Genomic DNA, 18489 nt, shown 5'->3' on the forward strand with positions numbered 1-18489 from the left:
TTGGGGTCGGCGAGGCGCCGGTTGGCGGCGGCGAGCACGGCACCCCGGCTCGGCCTGCCGGGGTCCAGGTCGAGGTCGCACCGCCCGGCCGGCGCGGTCTTCAGCGCGACGGCGCGGGCGGCGCGGGCCGTCAGCTCGTCGCCGAGACCGGCGAGGTAGTCGAGGACGGTCCCGCCGCCGGACGCCAGCTCGGCCACGTCCTGCTCGATCTGCTCGATCCGGACGACCTCGTCGGCGGCGGCCCCGCCGTCGCGGCCCATCTCGCCCGCCGTCAGCAGGTCCGCGCCCTCGGGGCCGGTGTCCACGAGGAACGCCGACACGCCCGCCGCCCGCAGCAGGAGCCGGTTGACCTCGGCCGCGCCCAGCTCGGCCCGCCGCGACAGGTAGACCGGCGGCGGCGCGTGCGGGTCCAGCCCGAGCACGGGCGCGCACCAGCGCCGCACGGCCGCGCCGAGCGGGGTGTCGAAGTGGGTGGTGCCGGGCGGGGCCGGGCTGCCGCCCTCGTTGAGCAGCAGCTCGAAGCGGCTGCGGGTCAGCTCGTCACGGCGCACCCCGTGGCAGGCGTGGTCGACGAGCGGGGCGAGAAGGGCGTCACGCACCGTGTCGGGGAGGTCTACGGGGAGCATGCGGAGACTCTAGGCCGTCCCCGCACGCGTCCGCGGTCGTTTTACCGAGTCACCGGCGGCACAGCCGAAGCACGTTCTGGATGACCTTCGCCCCGGCTCCGCCCTCGGCGGTGAGGATCGACTCGGGGTGGAACTGCACGGCGAAGCGGCGCCGGTCGGGGTCCTCGATGGCCATCACGTTGCCGTCGGGCGTGACGGCGGTCGGGGTGAAGCCGACCACGCCGGGCCGCTTGGCGTGCAGCGAGTGGTAGCGGGCGGCGGTGAACTCCTGCGGCAGCCCGTCCAGCAGCGCGCTGGCGCCGAGCCGGGAGACCTGGCCGCGCTTGCCGTGCTCGGGGTGGTCGAGCAGGTCGAGCGTGCCTCCGGCGTGCTCGACCATGGCCTGCAGGCCCAGGCAGACGCCGAACACCGGCAGGTCGCGGGCGTAGATCTGGTCGATGAGCGCGGCCATGCCGAAGTCGGACGGCCAGCCGGGGCCGGGCGACAGCACGATCAGGTCGGGGCCGATCTCGTCGATCATGGCGGCGGGGAAGCCGTGGCGCAGCGTCACCACGTCCGCGCCCTCCTGGCGGAAGTAGTCGGCGAGCGTGTTGACGAAGGAGTCCTCGTGGTCGACGAGCAGCACCTTCAGGCCCAGCCCCGGCCGTTCCCTGCGCGGGGTCTCGGGCGCGGCGTCCTCGGAGCCGATCGTGGCCAGCGCGCCGAGCAGGGCGCTGGCCTTCAGCTCGGTCTCGCGCTCCTCGGCCTCGGGGTCGGAGTCGAACAGCAGCGTGGCGCCGGCCCGCACGGTGGCCACACCGTCCCTGATCTGGGCGGTGCGCAGGGTCAGGCCGGTGTTCATGGAGCCGTCGAAGCCGATGAACCCGATGGCGCCGCCGTACCAGCGGCGGGTGGTCGCCTCGTGGTCCTCGATGAACTGCATGGCCCAGGTCTTGGGCGCGCCGGTGACGGTGACGGCCCACATGTGGGTGAGGAAGGCGTCCAGCGCGTCGAACTCGGGGCGCAGCCGGCCCTCGATGTGGTCGACGGTGTGGATGAGCCGCGAGTAGAGCTCGATCTGGCGGCGGCCGATGACCTTGACGGTGCCGGGGACGCAGATGCGCGACTTGTCGTTGCGGTCGACGTCGGTGCACATGGTCAGCTCCGACTCCTCCTTGACGCTGGACAGGAGGGTGCGGATGGCCTCGGCGTCGCCGACCGGGTCGGCGCCGCGGGCGATGGTGCCGGAGATCGGGCAGGTCTCGACCCGGTCACCGGTGACGCGCACGTACATCTCGGGCGAGGCGCCGACGAGGTGCTCGCCCTCGCCGAGGCTGATGATGAACTCGTACGGGGCGGGGTTGCTCTTGCGCAGCCCGCGGTAGAAGCCGGCCGGGTCGGCGCAGGTGGCGTGGAAGACCTGGCCGGGCACCACCTCGAACAGGTCGCCGCGCTTGAACCGCTCCTTGGCGGCGGCCACGACCTCGGCGTACTGGCCCCGGGGCGGGTTGGGCGGCACCTCGGCGGGGGCGGCCGGCGGGCGGGCCTCGCCGGTGCGCTCCAGACCGCGGGTGCCGCGGCCGTCGACGGTGAACTCGTAGCGGCGCTCGAAGCAGGTCTCACGCTGCCGGTCGATGACGACGAGCCGGTCGGGCAGGTGCAGGACGAGGTCGCGCTGGTCGGCGGGGCGTTCGAGCCGGTGCCTGATGGGCTCGAACTGGAAGGCCAGGTCGTAGCCGAACGCGCCGTAGAGCCCGAGGTGCGGGTCGTCGCCCTTGAAGGCGGCGATGACCTCGCGGATGGCGGTGAAGACCGTGGGCCTGCGGCTGCGCATCTCCTCCGGCAGCAGGTCCTCCGACTCCGGGACGCGCACCTGCACGAAGTCGCCGGTCGGCTCGCCGACCGGCTTGCCCGCGGCCAGCAGGCAGGAGGCGACGGCGGGCAGCACCACCCGGCCGCGCTCGTTGAGCGCCCGCGCCGAGATGACGCGGCCCTTGGCCACCAGCTCCAGACAGGGGTCGACGTAGCCGAACGCCCATCGGCTGTAGCGGCCGGGGTAGTCCATCCCCGAGGAGAACGCGCCGCCACGCCTGTCCCCCAGCGCCGTCACGATCTCTTCGAGCGCGTCCTCGGACACCGCGCGCACCTCGAGCTCGACGCCGATGCCCTTGGCGGTGGTATATCCGCTCGTCTCCACTGCTGCCCCTTCGCGCACTTCGATCAACGAGCCCCGGGGGCGAACACAACAAAGGCCGCCGAACCGGGGCGGCCTTTTAGAGGTATGCGAGAATCGCGCCGCCTAGGAGCGGCGCCACCACTGAAGCGAGGAGTGATGTCGCATGAGGAAAGGCTACTCCCGCCCATCAAGATCGCGCAACGGGGGCACGCGGGCGGGGGGCGCGGACGATCAGCGCCGCGCAGGACGACCGCGTTAGGTTGGCTGCCATGAACACCCCCCTCGCCTGGCGGCCGGTGGCGGCGGTCTGCGCCGTGCTGGTGACCGTGCTGCTGGCCCTCGGCCCTCATTACGGCTATCACCGCGACGAACTGTACTTCCGGGTGCTGGCGGACCACCCCGACTGGGGGTACGTGGACCAGCCGCCGTTCACGCCGCTGGCGGCCAGGGTGTCCCTGGCGCTGTTCGGCGACTCGCCGGGCACGCTGCGGGTGCTGCCCGCGCTGGCGGCGGCGCTGCTGGTGGTCCTGGCGGCGCTGATCGCCCGGGAGCTGGGCGGGCGCGGGGTGGCGCAGACGCTGACCGCGGCCGGCACGGCGACCGGCGCCTACCCGCTGATCGGCGGCCACACGCTGCTGACCGTGAGCTTCGACCTGCCGCTCTGGGCGGCGGCCGTCCTGTTCGTGCTGCGGACGCTGCTGCGCGACGGGCGATGGTGGCTCGCGGCCGGCGTGGTGATCGGCGCGGCCACGTACAACAAGCTGCTGATCGCCATGCTGGTGCTGGGGCTGGCGGCGGGGGTGCTGGTGGCGGGGCCGCGCCGGCTGCTGCTGAGCCGCTGGCTGTGGGCGGGGGCGCTGGTCGCCGTCGTGCTGGCGCTGCCGAACGTCCTCTACCAGCTCACCCACGACTGGCCGCAGCTGAAGATGGCGGCCGGGCTGAGCGAGGACGAGGGCGCGACGATGCGGCTGCTGTTCGTGCCGATGCAGTTCCTGCTGTTCGGGCCGGTGGTGGCGGTCATCGCGGGGTTCGGGTTCGTACGGCTGTGGCGCGACCCGCGGGTGCGGGCGCTGGCCGTCGCCTACCCGGCGGCCGCGGTGCTGACGGTGGCCAGCGGAGGCCGGTTCGACTACACGGCGGGCCTGATCCTGCCGCTGTTCGCGGCGGGCTGCGTCGCGGCCGAGGCGGCGGGGCGCGAGAGGATCAGGTCGGCGGGGTGGTCCCTGGGCGCGAACGGGCTGGGCAACGCCCTGGTCGCGCTGCCCCTGGTGCCGCTGACCGTGCTGGGGAGCACGCCGATCCCCCTGATCAACGAGGTGGCGCGCGAGTCGGTCGGCTGGCCGGCGTTCAACGCCGCGGTCACCGGCGTGCTCGACTCGCTGCCGCCGGAGGAGCGGCGGCGCGCCGTCGTGGTCACGGGCAACTACGGCGAGCACGGCTCCCTCGTCCAGGGCGGCCTGACGCGGGTCTACTCCGGCCACAACCAGCTCTGGGAGTACGGTCCGCCGCCGGACGACGGCGACCCGGGGGTGATGGTGAACGTCCGCCGGGTGGTCCGCGACCAGCAGTACGAGTCCTGTGAGCTGCGGGCCAGGGTCGACAACGGCGTCGGGGTGGACAACGAGGAGCAGGACATGCCGGTGTTCCTGTGCCGGGGGCTGCGGCAGCCGTGGAGCGCCACGTGGGACCACTGGCGACAATTCAACTGACCACATTACGTTTTGTTACATAGCTCGCATTGTCAGGATTTTCTCTTGCATTCCCGACAAGCTCTCTTCACTCTTCTCCACAGAGCCGGAAAGATCGCTCTTTCCCGAAGGCGCGAAGGAGAGCTTGTGCCGAACACCCCCCGCTGGCGCGCGCTCCTGATGGGAGCCGTCGCCGCAGCAGCTCTGCTCGTCCCGACCGGAGTGGCCCAGGCGGCACCCGATCCCGACAAGGTCAGCAAGGCGGTCCAGGCCCAGCTGGACAGCGACGACAAGGCCACGTTCTGGGTGCGGATGAAGGAGGACGCCGACCTCAGCGGCGCCCGCCGGGCCACCGGCAAGCAGGACAAGGCCGAGCGGGTCTACGAGGCCAAGACCGAGAAGGCCGACGCCACCCAGGCGGGCCTGCGCAAGCTGCTCGACCAGCACGGCGCCGAGTACACCCCGTTCTGGATCGTCAACGCCGTCAAGGTGACGGCCGGGTCCAAGCTGGCGGCGCAGATCGCCGAGCTGCCTGAGGTCGAGGGGATCGAGCCGGTCAGGACCCTGACGCTGCCCAAGCCGGCGCCGGCCGAGGCGCAGGCGCGGGTGAACGCGGTCGAGTGGAACATCGACCGGGTCAACGCCCCGCGCGTGTGGGAGGAGCTGGGCAACCGCGGTGAGGGCATCGTGGTGGCCAACATCGACACCGGCGTCCAGTTCGACCACCCGGACCTGCGGGAGGCGTACCGGGGCAGGAACCCGGACGGCACGGTCACCCACGACTACAACTGGTTCGACCCGGCGGGGATCTGCCCGACGGCGGTGCCGTGCGACAACAACGGCCACGGCACCCACACGATGGGCACCATGGTCGGCGCGAACGGCCTCGGCGTGGCCCCGGGGGCGCGCTGGATCGCGGCCAAGGGCTGCGAGGTCAACACCTGCACCGACGCCTCGCTGCTGGCCGCCGGCCAGTGGGTGCTGGCGCCGACCGACGCCAATGGCGACAACCCGCGGACGGACCTGGCGCCGGACATTGTCAACAACTCCTGGGGCGGCGACGGGTTCGACCCCTGGTACAAGGAGACGGTCGAGGCGTGGATCACGGCGGGCATCTTCCCGGCGTTCTCCAATGGCAACGAGGGCCCGTCCTGCCAGAGCAGCGGCTCGCCCGGCCAGTACGAGATCAGCTACAGCGCCGGCGCGTTCGACGTGAACAACGCCCTGTACGCGAACTCCAGCAAGGGCGCGGGCGAGAACGGCGAGATCAAGCCGAACATCGCGGCCCCCGGCGTGAGCGTGCGCTCCGCCCTGCCCGGCAACCGCTACGGCACCGCCACCGGCACCTCGATGGCCTCGCCGCACGTGGCGGCCACGGTCGCGCTCATGTGGTCGGCCTCGCCGCGGCTGCACGGCGCCATCGCCGCCACCCGGCCGCTGCTGGACAGCACGGCCGTCGACACCGCCGACACGAGCTGCGGCGGCACGGCCGCGGACAACAACGTGTGGGGCGAGGGCAGGCTCGACAGCTACGCCGCGGTGCAGGCCACCCCGCAGGACAGCCTCGGCGGGCTGGCCGGCGTGGTCACCGCCGGCGGTCAGCCGGTGGCGGGCGCGACCGTCACGATCGACGGCCCGACCGAGCGGACGCTGGTGACAGGCGACGACGGCGCGTTCTCGTTCGTCCGCCTGCTGCCGGGTGAGTACGAGGTGACGGCGGAGAAGTTCGGCTTCGAGCCCGGCGCCGCGACCGCCACCGTGACCGGCGACCAGACCGTCACCGTGGACCTGACCATGACCCCGCTGGCGACGGCCACGGTCTCCGGCACGGTCACCACCGCCGGCACGCCGGAGCCCGGCGCCCGCGTCGCGGCGGCCGGCACCCCGCTGAGCGCGGTGACCGACGCCTCCGGCCGGTACAGCCTGACGCTGCCGCACGGCACGTACGAGCTGACCGTCACGCCGGCCTCGCGCTGCTCCACGGCCGCCACCGTGCCGGTGACGGTCGGCGGCGACGTGACCAGGGACGTGGAACTGCCGCTGCGCGGCGACAACTTCGGCTACACCTGCCGCGCGGGCGCCGAGCCGTACGTGGCCGGCACCGACAAGCTGGCGCTGACCGGCGACGACGAGGCGGTCCAGGTGACGCTGCCGTTCCCGGTCCCGTTCTACGGCGCCGGCCAGAGCCGGGCGTGGGTCGTCACCAACGGGTTCCTCACCTTCGCCGAGACCCGGCTGACCACGCCGAGCAACGGCCGCCTGCCGAGCACGGCCACCCCGAACCACGCGGTCTACCCGCTCTGGGACGACTTCATCGTGGACGCCGACAGCGGCGTGTACACGGGCGTGACCGGGACGGCGCCGCACCGGCGGTTCGTCGTGGAGTGGCGCAACGTCAAGTTCTACGCCGACCAGACGCAGCGGGTGTCGTTCGCGGCCCTGCTCGGCGAGGACGGCTCGATCGGCTTCCGCTACAAGGATCTGGAGGGCGACCGTGAGCGGGGCGCGTTCGGCACCGTGGGGGTGGAGAACGCCACGGGCACCGACGCGCTGCTCTACTCGTACGACGAGCCCGCGCTGGCCTCGGGCCAGAGCGTGACCATCACGGCGAGCAGGCACGGCCTGGTGACGGGCGTGGTGACCGACGCCAACGACGGTGACCCGCTGCCCGGCGCGACGGTGCGGATCGGTGACGTGGCCACGTTCACCACCGGCGCGGACGGCGCCTTCTACGGCCAGGTGCTGGCGGGCGACTACGAGGTGGTGGTGTCCAAGGAGCACTACGGCACGTTCACCCGGTCCGTCACGATCCCGCCGGCCTCGGTGACCAGGATCGACACGGCGCTGGTGACCGGGCGGGTGGCCGCCTCGGCGGCCGAGCTGACCGTGGTGATGCCGGCGGGCCAGACCAGGACCCGCACGCTGGAGCTGACCAACCTCGGCGCGCCGACCCCGTACACGGTCACCACCGACCCGGCGGGCGGCTGGCTCGGCGTCACCCCGGCCGCGGGCGAGCTGGCCACGGGGCAGAAGGCGACGCTGCGGGTGACGGCGTCGAGCGACGGCATGCAGCCCGGCACGGCCCGCACCGGCAAGCTCCTGATCAGGTCGGCCAGCGGACGCCAGCCGGTGATCGAGGTCGCGGTGACCGTCGTGGTGCCCAAGCATCAGGTGGCGATCGACGTGGGAGCCACCCGCGGGTCGACCGACTCCGCCGGTGACGCCTGGACGCCGGACCGGCGCTACAGCGCGGGCTCGTACGGCTACGTGGCCACCTCCACGGGCACCTACAGCACGACCAGGACGATCAGGAACACCCAGGACCAGGCCCTGTTCAGGACCGCCCGCGAGCGGATGCTGGAGTACCGCTTCGACGCGGTGCCGAACGGCGTCTACACGGTGGAGCTGGACTTCGCCGAGATCCGCAACATGGCGATGGGACGGCGGGTGTTCGACGTGCTGGTCGAGGGCCAGCTCGCCATCCCGGCCCTGGACCTGGCCCTGGAGGCGGGCACGTACACGGCGGTGAGCAGGCAGTACACGGTGCGGGTCACCGACGGCCAGCTCAACGTCAGGTTCGCGACCCGGGACGGGGCGACGATCGTCAACGCGATCCGCATCTCGGAGCGGCCGGACAAGACCGCGCCGTGACGCACCCGGTGGCCCGGGGGACACCCGCCCCTGGGCTACCGATCACCGGGCCGCGTATGTTACTGGTTAGTAATGCGACGCGTGCATGTCCAGCGTGACGTCCCGGTCCGGATGCCCGACGGCGTCACCCTGCTCGCCGACCACTACGTCCCGGCCGGGCCGGAGCGGGCCCCGGTCATCCTCATCCGCTCCCCGTACGGCCGCCGCGGCCTGTTCGGGATGCTGTACGGGCGCGGCTTCGCCTGGAACGGCTTCCAGGTGGTGATGCAGAGCTGCCGGGGCGGCTTCGGCTCCGGCGGCGACCTCGACCCGCTCGGCCACGAGCACGACGACGGCCTGGCGACGATCGCGTGGATGCGCGAACAGCCCTGGTACGGGGGCTCGTTCGCCATGTTCGGGCCCTCCTACCTCGGGTTCACCCAGTGGGCCGTGGCCCCGTACGCGGGCCCCGACCTGAAGGCGATGGCCACCCAGATCACCGCCTCCCAGTTCCGGGACGCCGCGTACGTGGGCGGCGCGTTCGCGCTGGAGTCCACGCTGAGCTGGACCACCCTCACCGACCACATGGGCCGCCGCTTCGGCGGCACGGCGGCCATCACCGCGCCGCGCGTGACGCGGCGGGCCGTGCTGGCGGGGCTGTCGGGGCGGCCGGTGGCCGAGCTGGACCTGGCCTCGGCGGGCCGGCCGCTGCGCTTCTACCGCGACGTGCTGGCCCACCACGCCGACCCGGCCCCGTACTGGACCAGCCGCGACCACTCCCCCAAGGTCGGCGAGGTGGACGCCGCGGTCACCATGCTCGGCGGCTGGTACGACGTCTTCCTGCCCTGGCAGCTCAAGGACTACCTGGCGATGCGGGCGGCAGGCCGGCGGCCGTACCTGACGATCGGCCCCTGGTACCACGTCGACAGCCACCACACGATGCCGGCGATGACCGAGTCGCTCGCCTGGTTCCGCGCCCACCTGCTGGGCGACTTCTCCAAGCTGCGCGCCCAGCCGGTGCGGCTGTACGTGACCGGGGCCGAGGAGTGGCGCGAGTACCCGGACTGGCCCGTCCCCGGCATGCGGCGCCAGCGCTGGCACCTGCAGCACGGCTTCGGCCTCGGCCCTGACGGCCCGCTGGAGTCGGAGCCGGACCGGTTCCGCTACCACCCGGACCACCCGACGCCGGTGATCGGCGGCCCGGTGCTGCTGGCCGACTCCCGGCCGCGCGACCAGCGCCGCCTGGAGGCCCGCCGCGACGTGCTCGTCTACAGCTCCCCCGAGCTGACCTCCGACCTGGAGATGATCGGCCCGGTCAGCGCGGAGCTGCACGTCCGCTCCAGCACCCCGTACGCGGACGTGGTCGTCCGCGTGTGTGACGTGCACCCCGACGGGCGCTCGATGAACGTGTGCGAAGGCGTGCGCCGCCTCGGCCCGATGGACGCCGATACGCTGGGGGACGTGCGCAGGGTACAGGTGGAGCTGTGGCCGATCGGCCACCGGTTCAGGCGGGGCCACCGCATCCGCGTGCACGTCGCCGCGGGCGCCTACCCGACCATCGCCCGCAACCCCGGCACCGGCGACCCGCTGGGCGGGCCCGGCGGCCCGATGGTGCCGAACGACGTCGAGGTCCTCCACTCCCCCGATCACCCCTCCGCCGTGATCCTGCCGCTGTGCGCGCCGCCCGGCTGATGGCGCTGGTCCTGCTGCTGCAGGGCGGGCGCGGCATGACGGCGGCGGAGCTGGCCCGCGAGCTGGAGGTCTCCGAGCGGACCGTGCACCGCGACGTGGCCGCGCTGTCGTCGGCCGGCGTCCCCGTCTACGCCGACCGGGGCCGTGGTGGCGGGTACCGGCTGCTGGAGGGGTACCGGACGCGGCTGACCGGGCTGGACCGGGCGGAGGCGGAGGCGCTGTTCCTGTCCGGGGTGCCCGCCGCGCTGCGCGAGATGGGGCTGCAGGAGGTGGCGGCGACGGCCCGGCTGAAGGCCGCCGCCGCGCTCTCCCCCGGCCTGCGCGACGCCCCGGCGGTGGCCGCGCAGCGTTTCCACCTGGACGCGCCCGGCTGGTTCGCCCACGGCACCCCGCCCCCGCCCCAGCTCGCGCCGCTGGCCAGGGCGGTGTGGAACGACCGGGCGGTGAGCGCCTCGTACAAGGGGCGGACGCGGGCGCTGGAACCGTACGGGCTGGTGCTGAAGGCGGGGGCCTGGTACCTCGCGGCGCGATCACCGGGACCGTCACCGTCTTCGGGAGCGGAACCCTCTTCGGGACCGGAACCCTCTTCGGGACCGGAACCCTCTTCGGGACCGGAAGCGGGAGCGGGACCGTCTTCGGAACCGGGACCGTCACCATCTCCGGGGGAGGCGCGGTTCCTGCTGTTCCGGGTGGACCGGTTCGGCGAGATCACCGTGCGCGACGAGGTGTTCGCCCGCGATCCGGGCTTCGACCTGGCCGCGTTCTGGGCCGAGCAGGCGGCCGAGTTCGGCCGGTCGCTGCTGCGCACCTCGATCACGCTGCGGCTCACCGAGGCCGGACGCCGGATGCTGCGGCACATCGCCGACCCGGCCGCGCTGCCCGACGCCCTCGCCTCGCTCCAGCCCGACGGCACGGTCCGGCTCGGCGTGGAGTCGATCGAGGTGGCGTACGCGCAGGTGCTGCGGTTCGGGCCGGAGGCGGAGGTGCTGGAGCCGGCGGAGCTGCGGACGATGGTCGCCGAAGCCGCCACCCGCACGTCGGCCCTCTACCGGTAAGCCGGGCCCCGCTGACGTCGCTGGTGATCCGTGCGACTTCGTCAGGAAGTCCGGCAGATGTCCGCTTGCTGTCCTGGTCGCGCCACCTCTCACCGGCGAGACTCTTGGATCCCGGAACAACGTTTTCCGGACTCGGCCGGCGATCATCTACATGCCGTGATGGATATCCGTTTCACTCCACCGAAGGGCCACCACCCATGTCACTCACCCGAGTTCAGTCCTTCTGCGTCTCGCTCGACGGCTACGGCACCGGTGAGGGTCAGAGCCATGAGGCACCGTTCGGTCACGCCGGAGACAGGCTGCACGAATGGATGTTCGCCACCCGCCGGTGGCGTGAGACGGGCGGCCAGCCAGGCGGCAACGGCGGCGTCGACGACGCCTTCGTGCAGCTGCACGATCCCGGGGTCGGCGCCGAGATCATGGGCGCCGGGAAGTTCGGCCACCCTGGATGGCACGAGGACCCGGAGTGGAAGGGCGCGTGGGGCCCCAACCCGCCGTTCCACACGCCGACCTTCATCCTCACCCATCACCCGCGCGCGTCGATCGAGATGGAAGGCGGCACGACCTACCACTTCATCGACGCGTCACCGGCTGAAGCGCTCGACATGGCTCGCGAGGCCGCGGACGGCAAGGACGTTCGCATCGGCGGGGGCGTCACGGTGATCCGCGACTTCCTCGCCGCCGGGCTCATCGACCACATGCATCTCGTGGTGGTCCCCATCCTGCTGGGGCGAGGCGTACGTCTCTGGGACGGGCTGGAGGGCCTGGAGGAGAACTACGAGATCGAGTCCGTCTCCTCGCCCAGCGGCGTGACGCATATGACGTTCACCCGTGCGGGCCTCTGAATCGCCTCGGGTCGAGAATCCGGAACTCGGCCGGCCGGCGAGGGTCCGGCCGGGTTCAGAGGGTGGTGACGTCGAGATGGCCGGGCCGGCCTCGACTACTCCTTGAGGCGCCGGGGAAGCGGCGCCGAGCCGACTGAGGAGACACGATGAGCGAGCTCAGGAGTCGAACCATGGAGCATGATCACCTGCAGGCCTTCATCCACGAGGTGGATCTGATCGTCGGCAGCACCGACGACGAGCACGAGATCACGGCTCGGGTCGCCGAGCGGCTGTCCGCTCTGCTGGTCAGCGGTTACCGGCTTCCCCCTGAGGTCACCCGACCCTCGAACGAACGCCATGTCACCTACCCGCTCCACATCGCTCCCGACGACCGCTGGTCACTGGCGTCCGTGGTCTGGAACATGAGCCAGCGCACACCCGTGCACGGACACGAGACCTGGGGTGTCGTCGGTGTCTACTCGGGAGCCGAACGCGAGCTCCGCTACGTCAAACCCACGGCGTCCGAAACGGGCAGGGCCCTGACGCCGGCCGGCGAGCACGTGTGGGAACGCGGGCAGGTCACCGTATGCTGCACGACCGACGACGACGTCCACGCCGTCACAGCCGTCGGCGACGAGCCCACCATCGGGATCCACGTCTACGGAGGGAACATCGGCATCCTTAACCGGCGGTCGTACGATCCGGCCACCGGAGCAGTGCAATGGTTCGTCTCCGGCTGGGACAGCCCGGCAACCGGCGCCTCAGGGCCCGGTCCCCACGGAGGACTGAGCATCAGTGATCACTTACGACCTGCTTGTCGCATCGCTCCTCCGAACGGAGCGCAGATGACAGAGACACAGGGCGCAGCTTTTCAAGGATGGTCTCATGACGACGATCGACCTGCCGCACGGCACCGTCAGCTACCGGATCGCGGGCCCCGCCGATGCAACGGCTCCCCCGGTGGTCTTCGTTCACGCGTTCCTCGTGGACGGGTCGGTCTGGTCCGGCGTCGCCGACCTGCTGGCCGCCCGCGGCATCCGCTCCTACTCGCCTGACTGGCCGCTGGGGGCCCACCGCATACCAGTGCGGCCCGACGCCGACCAGTCCCCGCGCGGTGTGGCCCGGCAGATCGCCGCCTTTCTCGAGGCTCTTGATCTGCGGGACGTCACGCTGGTCGGCAACGACACCGGGGGCGCGCTGTGCCAATTCCTGCTCGACCTCGACTCCAGCCGGATCGGCCGGCTCGTGCTCACGAACTGCGACGCCTTCGACACCTTCCCGCCCTTTCCGTACAACGTCATCTTCCGGCTCCTCCGGGGCGAACACCTGATGCGGATCAACCTGCAGCCCATGCGATGGCGAGCTTTCCGCCACTCGCCCCTCGGGCTCGGTCTGCTCGCGAACAAGCTGGATCCCGGCCAAACCAGGGCATGGATCGAGCCGAGTCTGCGGAGCAGGGAGATCCGCCGGGACGCGGTGCGATTCCTCCAAGCCATGGACGCCAAGGAGTTGCTCGATGTCTCCACCCGCATGAAGAACTTCGCCGGGCCAGTGCAGATCGTCTGGGGCACCGCCGACCGCGCCTTCAAACCCGAACTCGGTCAGCGTCTGCGGCGGGCATTCCGTAACGCCACGTTCATCGAGGTCCCCGGGGCACGAACCTTCGTCCACCTCGACGCCCCAACAGCGCTCGCCGACCACATCGGCGCGCCGTCCTCCGCCCAGCCGAAGCAGGACTGAGGGCGCACACCCATAGGCCCCAAGAGCCCACAGCGTAACGACCCCCACCCGCCTGCTCCGCCGAACCCTGAGCACGGCCGCGGAAACCCCGCCCGCAGGTCAGCGCTCTACCGGTAGTCGTCCGGGTCCACCCGCTTGCCGCCCTCGGTGTCGGCCAGGTAGCGCCACACGTCCGGCCGGCTGCCGTCCACGTCGGTGAAACCGTACTCCTTGGCCAGCGTGCCGCTGTCGACCGACCTGCCCGCCCAGCGCATCCGGTCCGGGTCGGTGGCCAGGGCGGCGACCGCGCGACCCGTGTACGCCGGGGTCTCCGACACCGCGAACGCCGGCTCCCGCCTCGCCCCGTCCCGCCAGTTCGCCTCGGTGACGGCGAAGTTCTCCAACATCGCCTCCGACCGCAGGAACCCGGGCGTGAGCGCCACCGCCGCGCAGCCGTACGGACGCAGCTCGTGGGCCTGGGTGAAGGCGAGCCGGTTCACCGACATCTTGACCAGGTCGTAGTAGAGGTTCTCCCGGTAGCGAGGGGCGTTGAAGTCCCAGGTGCCGTCGGTCACCTCGACGACCAGGCCGCCCTCGTTCCTGATCATCAGCGGCAGCGCGTGGTGGCTGGTGATCAGGTGCGTGTGCACGCCGAGGCGGAGCATCTTCAGGCCCTTGTCCAGGTCCTGCTTCCAGACCGGCGTGTTCCAGTCCCACAGGCCGTCACCGCCCCAGACATCGTTGACCAGCACGTCGAGCCTGCCTTGCTCACGATCGATCCGTTCGGTCAGCGCCTTGACCTGGTCCGGCTCCAGGTGGTCCACCTGCACGGGGATGCCGGTGCCCCCTGCCTTCGTCACCAGTTCGGCCGTCTCCTCGATCGTCTCGGGCCGGTCCATCTCCGAACGCCGCTCCCGCGTGCTCCTGCCCGTGCAGTAGACCGTCGCCCCGACAGCGCCGAGTTCGACGGCGATGCCTCGTCCTGTGCCGCGGGTCGCGCCCGCCACCAAAGCAATCATGCTGGACAGGCTTCCGGGAAAAGAGGACACCCCGTGTCATGTTTTCTCGATCAGGAGTAGGCAGATAGAGCGGCCATGACGTCCTGGACGAATGTTCTTTCAGCGGCGCTCCCGGCTCGACGGCCAGGAGCGCTGCAGCAAGTACCGCTCCGAGGTCTCAGCAGATGCGATCAGGCGACGCGTTGCCAGGTGTCCAGAAATCGGCGATGACCTTCAGTTCTTCGCCCAGGGCATGGAGGTACAGGCCGAGGGCGGCCAGTTTGACGATGGACCCGTCCTCGACCGCCGACGCGTTGCGGGGGCACCCCATCGCCTCGGCCTGGGTCAGCCTCACCTTCTTGCTCATGTCGGCCAGGAACCCCCACGCATCTGAGCCACCCGGCGCTCCCGCGCCTCCTCCAACGCCTGACGATCGTCGGGGTGGACGAACTCGGCGATGAACTCCTCACGCGTAAAGAGGTGGAACTCAGCGCTCATTGCAGCTTCTTCAGACCCGTCTCGTACCGTATGCCACGGCCGCAGTCATGCGTTTCGTCTGTTCGATCCCCCGTCACATCGCCGAAGAACAGGGCGGACTGCTTGGATTACTCAGGCCGCGTTGGTGCGGTGTCCGGTGAAGCTCACCTGGGTGTCGTCGTTGTCGAGGGCGATGTTAAGGGTGGCGTCAAGGGCCTCGGCCAGCTTGGCGAGAAGCGGCAGCGTGGGAACGGTGTCAGAGCCTTCGATCCGGGAGACCTTCGCCTGGGTGAGGCCCGCACGGTCGGCCAACTCAGCCTGAGTGAGCCCGAGCTCGGTGCGCCGATCGTACACCGCCTTCGCCAGGGCCATGGACAGCCGAATCTCGCGACGAGCCTCGGCCACGTCCTCCGACTCGGTGAAACCCTCGGCGAGCTTGCGTTCCCGCAAGGTCTTCCAACGACTGTGGCTCATTGCTCCACCTCTCCTTCCTCAATGGTGCGGATGAACTCCTCGTGTGCTGGACCGTGTTCGGCCTCGCAGACCTTCTGAGCGAGCTTGGCGCGCCTGACTTCGGCGTCCTCCCGCATTCTCGTCTTGCGGAAGACGGTTAGCAGGATCGCGGTGCGGTTCGGCGTGAGCCAGTACGTGATGCGTATCGCAGCACCGTCGAGGGTGGGCCGCAGCTCCCGAACTCCGTCGCCAAGGTAGCGGGCATAGGGCTCTCCGAGCGCGGCAGCGTGTTCCGCGAGCAGCCCGACATACTCGTCGATCTTGAGGAAGTGCTTGGCCGGCAGCGCCTCCAACCAATCCGGCACCTCGGGCTCGACCTCGATGGCAAAGAGCGCATCCACGCCCACAACACTATATGTCGCTGACGACATATTCAACAACAATGCCCCGACTCCGCCGCAGCGAGAGGTCCTATCCTCCGGCCCGGCAGGCGTCTGACGGCCTTCGGGCCGAGGTCCCGGTGCCCCGGTTCATGACACATGTCCAGGGTCAGATTACCGGGAGCCGAGCGCGCCGCCGGCCCTGCGGAGCCGGGCGCGGACCATGGCGCTCTTCGGAGAGGTCCGAGTTGGTGGAAGCCGGGCTGGCCTGGCTGCCGGGTGTGGCTCCGAGCAAGCGAACACGATCGACCTCATCGGCGGACTGGGTGGGGACGCCGCCAGGGCCCGCCGTGGTGCTTGTGCTTGCCGTGTGCTTGCCGGACCATCACAGGTCGGCGCCGTTGGGGCCGGATGCGGCGACGCGGTCGGTGGCGATGACGATGCCGTCGAGGTTGACGTGTGTCAGGCCCGCGTTCTTGGCCTCGTCCAGGACCTGGTGCAGATCGGGGGCGTGCGCGGCGAGTACGTCGAGGCCTTCGTGCAGGTAGCGGTAGGCGGTCTTGCGGCCGATGCTTGTCGATCGCCAATTGCTTGATCCGGGTGCCGGCGGTGAACCAGCGCAGGATGAGGACGGCCTGGGCGAAGCAGCCGAGCGCCCGGCGGCCACGGCGGGGGCCTCGCCGGCGGCGTTCGGCGTGCAGCAGGGCGGACAGGAACAGCATGGTCTGGCGGCGTACATGGAGGGTCGCCGAGTATGTGACACTGGTGAGCACGTGAAGCCTCTGATGTATGAAGTTGATCTCTAGTCAAGACCACTTCTATCAGGGGCTTTACGCATGTCGATCATCGGGTGGCGGCGTGCCGGGGGCAACGAGACTACGCAGGGCGACGAACAGTTACAGAGAACAGCTCACTGCGGTGGCCGTCTCACATCCCAGCCTCAACCAAACCGAGATCCGACATCTCGAAGTGCGGCTGGAGTATTAAGAATCGAGGCTGAAGCAAAGCCTAAGTATTTTCCTGATACTTATATCGATAGATTTTCGGCAACCTAACTCGAACTTGATTTTGATCATCTATATCCCATTGATGGCCCTCCAGCTCAAAGATCGACGCATTCAGACCATGCAAGCTTACGATGTCGTCTAGGTATTTTACATCCCCCTCTAGCATCGTATATGCATCACAGATAACTATATCCAGTTCGCCGAATGCGGGGCTATTTTCAAATGACCATCCACGACCGGATTCAAGGAGATGCAACAGAAAGCGTACCTGAGGAATATCAATGAGGTTGTCCGGATTGGAGGCTACGGAAATGAACACATCTCTTCCTAAAGTTATCAACCATGGCTGGAATTCAAAGAAGCCATCCAGTGAGCCAATGCCGAAACAATTATAAAATGCGCCATACATGTCGTAGCTATTGATCTCTTTTAGTCTTACAGCCACCCAAAGATAGAAATCTTCGACATCAGTCTTAGTGCGGCACAAGAGACCTCTGCGGAGCCATTCAGCTTGGGCTGACTTCGTCCCACCCGTTTGAAATTGCTCTATAAGGGGCCAAAAATCCTTCACGTCAACTACATCCTTTTTCACTATCTCGACTTTCTGACATACGCAATCCGCATCCCGGCGCTGCGCATGAGTCTATTTGAAACCCTTGTTAGATCCTCCAATTATTATTCGAGGTGCTCCCCAGCGACTGGATGAGCCCTTGGAGTAGGCCCCAAAAGTTCCAGAGCCGATCCCACCCCAGCGAATTTGATATTGTCCAGGCTTTCCTTGCAGGGCCATTCCAGGAGGAAGACGCAGCCCTACGGACATCTGGCGCAACCTCTCCAATCCCTTGCCAACCCATTCTGGACGATTTTCTGCCGTGACCGCAATGGGTCGCACCTTGTTCCACGGGTCACGCAGGGCCCATGCACCTAGGTCAACGCCCACGTCGAAAAAGATATCTTCAAGCGCATAGATCTCGTTCAAATCTGTTGTGGCTATGATTCTCATCACTTTGCAACCACCCATAGCTATACTTTCCGGATCCTTGTTGTAATCCTTATGTCGTTGGTCGAAGGTCCGATTGCTACTTCTGCCCACCTTGAGCGGCGACCCCCTTTTGTCCACAAGAATATAGATGCCAGTATTGACTCCTTGCTGCCCTAGCCCTGTTTCTCCACTCCAAAGCATAACAGAGAAACCACTGAAGCCGAATTTCAGCAAGAGGTGACGCACTCTGCTTTCCTGGTGCGCACGATCGGGGTCAGCTCGACAGATGCTATTTTTTTCTACCACAGTACTCTTCTTCCAGGACTTGTTCTGTGCTACCGATCCAATTACCTCCATGGTCGATGCAGTCTGGATGCAGGCAGATACCACCCTTGCGCTCACCCTTTTCAGCCATCTCGTTTATATATTTGATGGCTGCCCCTACCGAGGGAAAAGTAATAGACTTACCGTTCCACCAGACTGTATACGGTCGGGGATGGTCGGGGTCCTGCGCAGCCCCAGCTAAACCACCAGCGGCCTGTGAACCAAGAATTACGCCCCACAAGGTAAGCAATCAGAAGGTTCTGTGACGCTGGGTGATACGCGCTGATCAGGCGTCGAGTGCGACCGGCGGCATCCAGAGGTTGCCGGTAAAGGCGCGGTGGATCGCCTCGAAGGCGCTCAGCCCGTGCTTGCGAGCGCTGTCGAGGTAGGAACGGACGGTCAGCCAGTGCGCGGCACCGTCTTCGGATTGATGGCAGCCGGAAATCTTCACCTGCGTCTTGACCGGGCGCAGGAGCAAT

15 protein-coding genes and 3 pseudogenes are annotated in these 18489 nt (G+C 69.0%); 6 read left to right on the forward strand and 12 right to left on the reverse strand.

Going from position 1 to position 18489, the window contains the following annotated elements; all coding sequences use genetic code 11:
- Together OUY22_RS27930 and OUY22_RS27935 are read right to left on the reverse strand one after the other, a co-directional pair.
- Positions 1-626: pseudogene (locus OUY22_RS27930) on the reverse strand (amidohydrolase); the annotation flags it as partial.
- Between the two features lie 49 nt (positions 627-675).
- Complete coding sequence (locus OUY22_RS27935) at positions 676-2802, reverse strand: anthranilate synthase component I (protein ID WP_270158161.1); 2127 nt, start codon at positions 2800-2802, stop codon at positions 676-678.
- A 248-nt stretch (positions 2803-3050) separates the two neighbouring features.
- On the opposite strand from OUY22_RS27935, the gene OUY22_RS27940 reads away from it, so the two are divergent.
- The 5 genes from OUY22_RS27940 to OUY22_RS27960 all read left to right on the forward strand — a co-directional run bounded on the left by OUY22_RS27940 (position 3051) and on the right by OUY22_RS27960 (position 11691).
- Positions 3051-4490, forward strand: a complete 1440-nt coding sequence (locus OUY22_RS27940; protein WP_270158162.1) for an ArnT family glycosyltransferase — start codon at positions 3051-3053, stop codon at positions 4488-4490.
- A gap of 126 nt (positions 4491-4616) precedes the next feature.
- Positions 4617-8120, forward strand: a complete 3504-nt coding sequence (locus OUY22_RS27945; RefSeq protein ID WP_270158163.1) for a S8 family serine peptidase — start codon at positions 4617-4619, stop codon at positions 8118-8120.
- Positions 8121-8192: 72 nt separating this feature from the next.
- Positions 8193-9791 carry a CocE/NonD family hydrolase gene (locus OUY22_RS27950; RefSeq protein ID WP_270158164.1) on the forward strand — a complete coding sequence of 533 codons (1599 nt, stop codon included), beginning with the start codon at positions 8193-8195 and terminating at the stop codon, positions 9789-9791.
- Entirely contained in the window at positions 9773-10846 is a 1074-nt protein-coding gene (locus tag OUY22_RS27955; RefSeq protein WP_270158165.1) for an HTH domain-containing protein, read from the forward strand. Before OUY22_RS27950 ends, OUY22_RS27955 begins: the two co-directional genes overlap by 19 nt.
- 197 nt (positions 10847-11043) lie before the next feature.
- Complete coding sequence (locus OUY22_RS27960) at positions 11044-11691, forward strand: dihydrofolate reductase family protein (RefSeq protein ID WP_270158166.1); 648 nt, start codon at positions 11044-11046, stop codon at positions 11689-11691.
- Positions 11692-11786: 95 nt separating this feature from the next.
- Here OUY22_RS27960 and OUY22_RS27965 read toward each other — a convergent pair whose 3' ends face one another.
- Positions 11787-12029 (reverse strand): hypothetical protein, encoded by a 243-nt coding sequence (locus tag OUY22_RS27965; protein WP_270158167.1) that lies wholly within the window; start codon positions 12027-12029, stop codon positions 11787-11789.
- Positions 12030-12555: 526 nt separating this feature from the next.
- Here OUY22_RS27965 and OUY22_RS27970 point away from each other — a divergent pair.
- Positions 12556-13410 carry an alpha/beta fold hydrolase gene (locus OUY22_RS27970; protein ID WP_270158168.1) on the forward strand — a complete coding sequence of 285 codons (855 nt, stop codon included), beginning with the start codon at positions 12556-12558 and terminating at the stop codon, positions 13408-13410.
- 107 nt (positions 13411-13517) lie between these two features.
- Here OUY22_RS27970 and OUY22_RS27975 read toward each other — a convergent pair whose 3' ends face one another.
- The 9 genes and pseudogenes from OUY22_RS27975 to OUY22_RS28015 all read right to left on the reverse strand — a co-directional run.
- Positions 13518-14408 carry an SDR family oxidoreductase gene (locus OUY22_RS27975; protein WP_270158169.1) on the reverse strand — a complete coding sequence of 297 codons (891 nt, stop codon included), beginning with the start codon at positions 14406-14408 and terminating at the stop codon, positions 13518-13520.
- Positions 14409-14565: 157 nt separating this feature from the next.
- Positions 14566-14754, reverse strand: coding sequence for a hypothetical protein (locus OUY22_RS27980; protein WP_270158170.1), 189 nt, complete (start codon positions 14752-14754; stop codon positions 14566-14568).
- Complete coding sequence (locus OUY22_RS27985) at positions 14751-14885, reverse strand: hypothetical protein (RefSeq protein WP_270158171.1); 135 nt, start codon at positions 14883-14885, stop codon at positions 14751-14753. The genes OUY22_RS27980 and OUY22_RS27985 overlap by 4 nt, the downstream gene beginning before the upstream one ends.
- Before the next feature lie 111 nt (positions 14886-14996).
- Positions 14997-15338: a helix-turn-helix domain-containing protein gene (locus OUY22_RS27990; protein ID WP_270158172.1), complete on the reverse strand. Its 342-nt coding sequence runs from the start codon at positions 15336-15338 to the stop codon at positions 14997-14999.
- On the reverse strand, positions 15335-15718 hold the full coding sequence (locus OUY22_RS27995; protein ID WP_270158173.1) for a type II toxin-antitoxin system RelE/ParE family toxin: 384 nt from the start codon (positions 15716-15718) through the stop codon (positions 15335-15337). Before OUY22_RS27995 ends, OUY22_RS27990 begins: the two co-directional genes overlap by 4 nt.
- Positions 15719-16085: 367 nt before the next feature.
- A pseudogene (locus tag OUY22_RS28000) lies at positions 16086-16470 on the reverse strand (IS5/IS1182 family transposase); the annotation flags it as partial.
- Between the two features lie 235 nt (positions 16471-16705).
- Positions 16706-17275 carry a DUF4240 domain-containing protein gene (locus OUY22_RS28005; RefSeq protein ID WP_270158174.1) on the reverse strand — a complete coding sequence of 190 codons (570 nt, stop codon included), beginning with the start codon at positions 17273-17275 and terminating at the stop codon, positions 16706-16708.
- 72 nt (positions 17276-17347) lie between these two features.
- Positions 17348-17932, reverse strand: a complete 585-nt coding sequence (locus OUY22_RS28010; protein WP_270158175.1) for a GIY-YIG nuclease family protein — start codon at positions 17930-17932, stop codon at positions 17348-17350.
- Positions 17933-18296: 364 nt separating this feature from the next.
- Positions 18297-18489: pseudogene (locus OUY22_RS28015) on the reverse strand (hypothetical protein); the annotation flags it as partial.

Source organism: Nonomuraea corallina (assembly GCF_027620315.1).
GTDB classification, from domain to species: domain Bacteria; phylum Actinomycetota; class Actinomycetes; order Streptosporangiales; family Streptosporangiaceae; genus Nonomuraea; species Nonomuraea corallina.

Excerpts from the sequence above, each read along its gene's own strand:
- OUY22_RS27940 (WP_270158162.1), top strand. The coding sequence starts at position 3,051 with ATGAACACCCCCCTCGCCTGGCGGCCGGTGGCGGCGGTCTGCGCCGTG.
- OUY22_RS27950 (WP_270158164.1), top strand. The coding sequence starts at position 8,193 with ATGCGACGCGTGCATGTCCAGCGTGACGTCCCGGTCCGGATGCCCGAC.
- OUY22_RS27960 (WP_270158166.1), top strand. The coding sequence starts at position 11,044 with ATGTCACTCACCCGAGTTCAGTCCTTCTGCGTCTCGCTCGACGGCTAC.
- OUY22_RS27965 (WP_270158167.1), bottom strand. The coding sequence starts at position 12,029 with ATGGCGTTCGTTCGAGGGTCGGGTGACCTCAGGGGGAAGCCGGTAACC.
- OUY22_RS27970 (WP_270158168.1), top strand. The coding sequence starts at position 12,556 with ATGACGACGATCGACCTGCCGCACGGCACCGTCAGCTACCGGATCGCG.
- OUY22_RS27975 (WP_270158169.1), bottom strand. The coding sequence starts at position 14,408 with ATGATTGCTTTGGTGGCGGGCGCGACCCGCGGCACAGGACGAGGCATC.
- OUY22_RS27980 (WP_270158170.1), bottom strand. The coding sequence starts at position 14,754 with ATGAGCAAGAAGGTGAGGCTGACCCAGGCCGAGGCGATGGGGTGCCCC.
- OUY22_RS27985 (WP_270158171.1), bottom strand. The coding sequence starts at position 14,885 with ATGAGCGCTGAGTTCCACCTCTTTACGCGTGAGGAGTTCATCGCCGAG.
- OUY22_RS27990 (WP_270158172.1), bottom strand. The coding sequence starts at position 15,338 with ATGAGCCACAGTCGTTGGAAGACCTTGCGGGAACGCAAGCTCGCCGAG.